This is a genomic window from Flavobacterium sp. (assembly GCF_046155325.1).
Taxonomy (GTDB): Bacteria; Bacteroidota; Bacteroidia; order Flavobacteriales; family Flavobacteriaceae; genus Flavobacterium.
Genome location: NZ_JBJXDQ010000188.1, coordinates 1 through 4,866, shown reverse-complemented (window position 1 = coordinate 4,866; position 4,866 = coordinate 1). Strand labels below are relative to the sequence as shown.

The 4,866-nt window shown below is 28.6% G+C and carries 4 protein-coding genes; all 4 read left to right on the top strand.

From position 1 onward, the window contains the following. Window positions 1-19: 19 nt before the first annotated feature. The 4 genes from ACKVOD_RS12620 to ACKVOD_RS12605 all read left to right on the top strand — a co-directional run bounded on the left by ACKVOD_RS12620 (window position 20) and on the right by ACKVOD_RS12605 (window position 4,733). Complete coding sequence (locus ACKVOD_RS12620) at window positions 20-193, top strand: twin-arginine translocase TatA/TatE family subunit (RefSeq protein WP_409209824.1); 174 nt, start codon at window positions 20-22, stop codon at window positions 191-193. A gap of 160 nt (window positions 194-353) precedes the next feature. Beyond that, window positions 354-965: a porin family protein gene (locus tag ACKVOD_RS12615; protein WP_409209823.1), complete on the top strand. Its 612-nt coding sequence runs from the start codon at window positions 354-356 to the stop codon at window positions 963-965. 211 nt (window positions 966-1,176) lie between these two features. After that, window positions 1,177-3,951, top strand: a complete 2,775-nt coding sequence (locus tag ACKVOD_RS12610; RefSeq protein ID WP_409209822.1) for a TonB-dependent receptor — start codon at window positions 1,177-1,179, stop codon at window positions 3,949-3,951. A 20-nt stretch (window positions 3,952-3,971) separates the two neighbouring features. Then, complete coding sequence (locus ACKVOD_RS12605; RefSeq protein WP_409209821.1) at window positions 3,972-4,733, top strand: GLPGLI family protein; 762 nt, start codon at window positions 3,972-3,974, stop codon at window positions 4,731-4,733. Window positions 4,734-4,866 lie beyond the last annotated feature (133 nt).

Sequence of the window (4,866 nt, the reverse complement as noted above, 5' to 3'; positions counted from 1 at the left end):
GCAATAAATTATTTTAATCATGGGAAGTTTAGGTGTAACAGAAATATTGATTATTTTGGCAATTGTTTTATTACTTTTTGGGGGTAAAAAAATTCCAGAATTAATGAAAGGTTTAGGTAGTGGCGTTAAAGAATTTAAAAACGCTGCCAAAGACGACAAACCAGCAGATACAAAAAACGAAACTAAAGAATAAATTTTCTTTAAATTTCAATATTAAAAATTCCAAACTTCAAGTGATTTTTATCATTGAGGTTTGGAATTTTGTTTTTATAAAACTGATTTGAAAATTTACTCTAATCGTTAATTTTTATAAAATTATTCTTATTTTTGGCAATTGATTTTATAAAATGAATATGAAAAAAGTATTTTTATCTATTGTAATTTTAGTTAATTTTTATCCCGTTAATGCCCAAACCAAAAATAAGGGAACTTTTGAAATTACACCGAAAATTGGATATTCTAGCTTTATTGAGCACAACGAAAACAATTCAAATGATAATAATTCTGGAGTTGAATTAGGTGTTACTACTGATTATTATTTCAATAATAGTTGGAGTTTACGATCTGGATTGATTTTTGATAAAATGGGTGGTCTAAATATTAGTGGTAATGGTACTCATTCCTATGAAGATAAATTAAGTTATTTGTGTGTTCCTATCAATGCAAATTGGCACTTTGGTAGCACTCGGAAATGGAATTTGAATTTGGGATTAAGCCCATCTTTTTTAATAAGTGCAAAATATATTGAATATAATGTTATAAATAATATCTCTAAAGATGATATCAAGCCTTTTCAACTAGGACTTACATATGGAATAGGGTATAAAATAAAAATAACTAAAAAATTTGGAATTTTATTTGATTCTCAATTCTTTAAAGGTTTAACTAATGTTAGTAATACATCGAATTTTAGTTACACAAATTCAGGTTATAGTCTCAACATTGGTGGAGTAATTCAGTTATAAAAGCAATTTCAAAAATTAGAAAATAGGCTTTTTAATTTATATAATCATTGTTAGTTAAATTCGTTCTATTTATCTTAATTGGGAATTCCTTCTAATTCAATAAAAATATTCTTGAAAAATTGTTAACATAAAAAATTTTTTTAAAAGAAACAATACTCTTTGTTTTATCAAGTTAATAAAATTTATACATCCAAGCATATTAAAACCATTTATGTCAAAAATTAGCATCGCAATTGTACTATTATTATTATCATTTTCTGCACATTCTCAAAAAACAAAGCTTTCGGGTGTTGTGACCGATGGCGAAAAAACCCCGGTTTACAATTCAGTTGTAGCTTTGTTAACACCAAAAGATTCTATTTTATACCGATTTGTCCGTTCTGATAAAGAAGGGAAATTTGACATAAAAAACATAAAAACAGGAACGTTTATTTTGATGACATCGCATAACCAATATGCCGATTATGTTGATGAAATAATTATTAAAGAAAATCAAAATAACATAGGTCCAATCGGGCTAATTAGCAAAAGTAAACTCCTACAAGAAGTAATTATAAAAACCGGTTCTATCAGAATAAAAGGTGATACAACAAGTTATAGAGCCAGTGATTTCAGAGTTAGTGCAAATGCAAATGTAGAAGATTTACTAAAAAAACTTCCTGGTATTCAGGTAGATAAAAATGGCGAAATAAAAGCTATGGGCGAAACCGTGAAAAAAGTATTGGTTGATGGCGAAGAATTTTTTGGTGACGATCCAGGAATGGCAGTAAAAAATCTCCGAGCCGATGCCGTAAAAGAAGTACAGGTTTTTAACAAGAAAAGTGATCAAGCAGAATTTACAGGAATTGATGACGGAAATAGTCAAAAAACGATTAATCTAAAATTAAAAGAAAATAGTAAAAAAGGATATTTTGGGAAAATAGATGCTGCAAGCGGACCAATGACAAACATTGATTCTAGATATAACAGTAATTTATTATTCAGCTCTTTTAAAGGAAAAAGAAAATTATCAGCCTTTTTACTGAATGGAAATACTGGTCAAGATGGATTAAATTGGGAAGATAATGATAAGTTTGGTGGCGGAAATGATAATGTTTCTATGAATATGGATGATGATGGAAATGTAAATTACGAATGGGTTGGCGGCAATAATGATGAAGAAACACGAGTTGACACACAAAACGGTTTTATAAAAAACACAAACGCAGGATTGCAATACAGCAACAAATGGAACGACAAGCAAACATTTAACCTAACGCCAAAATTCAACAATCAGGTTTATACCAACAACAACAACAGGTTGGATAAAACACAAGTTGGACAAACCCAATTGAACGAAAATAAAAAAACCTTAACTAATGTAGAAAGAAGTAATTACAAATTGAATGCCGTTTATGATGTGAAATTGGATTCGATGAATACATTGAAAATTACTGCAAGAACTAATTTTTATAAGACTGTAAGTGAAGAATTTACAAACGGAAACACAACAGATGGCGACGGAATTTTGAAAAATAAAAACCAAATAAATGTTGATACAAAATCCAATAAAAATTATTTGTCTGCTGGTATTTTATATAAACATAAATTTGCCAAAAAACGTCGCACTTTTTCTATGAGTTTAAGTTTGAATAGGCTAAATAGCAATTTTGATAATTTTTTGAAATCTGATAATGAAAGTTATACTGCTGGTGTTTTATCTTCTAATAATAATGTTGATCAAAACAAAATTGGCGATAAAACAACCCAAAACAGTAATTTAAATCTTACTTACTCAGAACCTGTTGGAAAGAATTTTGCTTTGCAACTTGGCTATCAAATAGATTACAATACTGGCGAAAATAATCTCTTGACTTATGATTTGTCGAATATTACAGGTCAATATGATTTGCTTGTAAATGATTTATCGAACCAATTTAAACAAAAAATTACAGTGAATAAGCCAAATGTAAAATTGAGTTACAATGCTAAAAAAATCAATTATAGCTTTGGAAGCGGTTTTGGCTTTACTTCGTTCGATCTGGTAGATAAAACTTTAAACAAACAATATAATCGCAATTTTACGAACCTTTTCCCATCGGCAACTTTTTCCTACAAATACAAAAGCAATGCTAATTTGCGAATAAATTATAACGGTGCTACAAAACAGCCAACTATTGACCAGTTGCAACCTTTGAGAAATAATCAAGATTTTTTTAATCAAATTTTAGGAAACCCTGATTTAAAACAATCTTTCTCAAATAGAATTAATATATCTCAAAATAGTTATAATCTTTTGACCGAATCGCATTCATATATTGGAATTAATTTTAGAACTACAACTAATTTAATTTCTTACAATAAAAATATAGACCCCGAAAGTGCTAAAACAACGACTAAACCAATAAATACAAACGGAAATTTTTCTACAGGTTTTTATATGGGATATGGTTTTAAAATTAAAAAAATAGATCTTCAAGTAGGACTAAATCCATCTTTTAATTATAACAAATCGGTAATTAGTATAAACGACAAGTTGAACAATTCTAAGAACTTAAGCTCAAATTTATCTGTAAATCTATCTAAATCTGTAGAAAAAAAATATGAATTTTCAATAAACAATCAATTTTCAAATAACCAGAACAGTACTTCACAAAACGACGAAACAAAATCATTCAATTCTAATAATTTAAGTGCCGAAATTGCCATTTATATCAAAGAAAAGTGGAAATTATCTACTGACTACAATTTATTCACAAGACAAAAAACAGAAGATTTTCAGACCAATCTTAGCAATCAATTATGGAATGCAAGACTGCAACGCACTTTCAAAAACGATGAGTTTACGGCATACATAATGATGCGAGATATTCTAAATCGAAACATTGGCATTAAACGATATAATTTTGAAAACACAATTGGAGAAGAACAAAATGATAGACTAAAAAGATATGTTATGTTGGGCTTTACCTGGAATTTTAAAAATAAAGGCGATATTAAACAGTAATTTTAAAAATCAAAACACGAATGAAATCAATTATTTTATTACTTACAGCATTGTTTTTTTCAACTTCTTCAATCGCTCAACAATTTATAGACCAAGCAGAAATTGAATTTGAAGTAAATACCAATCTCAAAAAGACAATGAGTAATAATAGCTGGGACGAGAAAATGAAAGACAATCTTTCGGAACTCAAAACATCTTATTATACCTATACCTTTGCAGAAAACAAAAGCATTTATAAATTTGCGCGTTGGAGCGAAAAAACTAGAATACCAAAATATGAAAAAGATGAAGATGAAGAAAATATCTGGTATTTTGATTTTGATACAAAAACTATGAGCGTTCAAAAACAAATAGCCAATACTAATTTCGTTATTTCTGATAGCATTGCAAATATAGAATGGAAAATTACGAACGAAAATCGAGAGATTGCAGGATATAATTGCCGGAAAGCAGTTGGTAAAATATTAGACGATGTGTATGTTTTTGCTTTTTATACCGACGATATTACCATTTCTGGCGGACCTTGTTCTGTAAATGGTTTACCAGGAATGATTTTGGGACTCACAATTCCTAGGTTATACACATCATTTATAGCTACAAAAGTAAATTTAAAAGTTAATAATACAGTCGAAATAAAACCAATTTCGTCCAAAAAAACATATCATTCTAACGAATTAAAAATGCTTTTAACAGAAAAAACAAAAGATTGGTTCGGTTATGGTGTTGATGAAGATGAGAAAAAAAGACAAAAAAATATTTTTTTATGGAATGCTTTTTTATAGTTATAATTTCAAAACTTCTTCTATAATTCTTTGTTTGCAAGTTTCCCAGTCAAAATCAAGGAACATTTGTGGTTGTAGTTGAGAATCCGCATCTTCAAAGTAAGTTAGGCTTTTTTGAACCATAAAAATGGAG

Excerpts from the sequence above, each read along its gene's own strand:
- ACKVOD_RS12610 (WP_409209822.1), top strand. The coding sequence starts at position 1,177 with ATGTCAAAAATTAGCATCGCAATTGTACTATTATTATTATCATTTTCT.
- ACKVOD_RS12615 (WP_409209823.1), top strand. The coding sequence starts at position 354 with ATGAAAAAAGTATTTTTATCTATTGTAATTTTAGTTAATTTTTATCCC.
- ACKVOD_RS12620 (WP_409209824.1), top strand. The coding sequence starts at position 20 with ATGGGAAGTTTAGGTGTAACAGAAATATTGATTATTTTGGCAATTGTT.
- ACKVOD_RS12605 (WP_409209821.1), top strand. The coding sequence starts at position 3,972 with ATGAAATCAATTATTTTATTACTTACAGCATTGTTTTTTTCAACTTCT.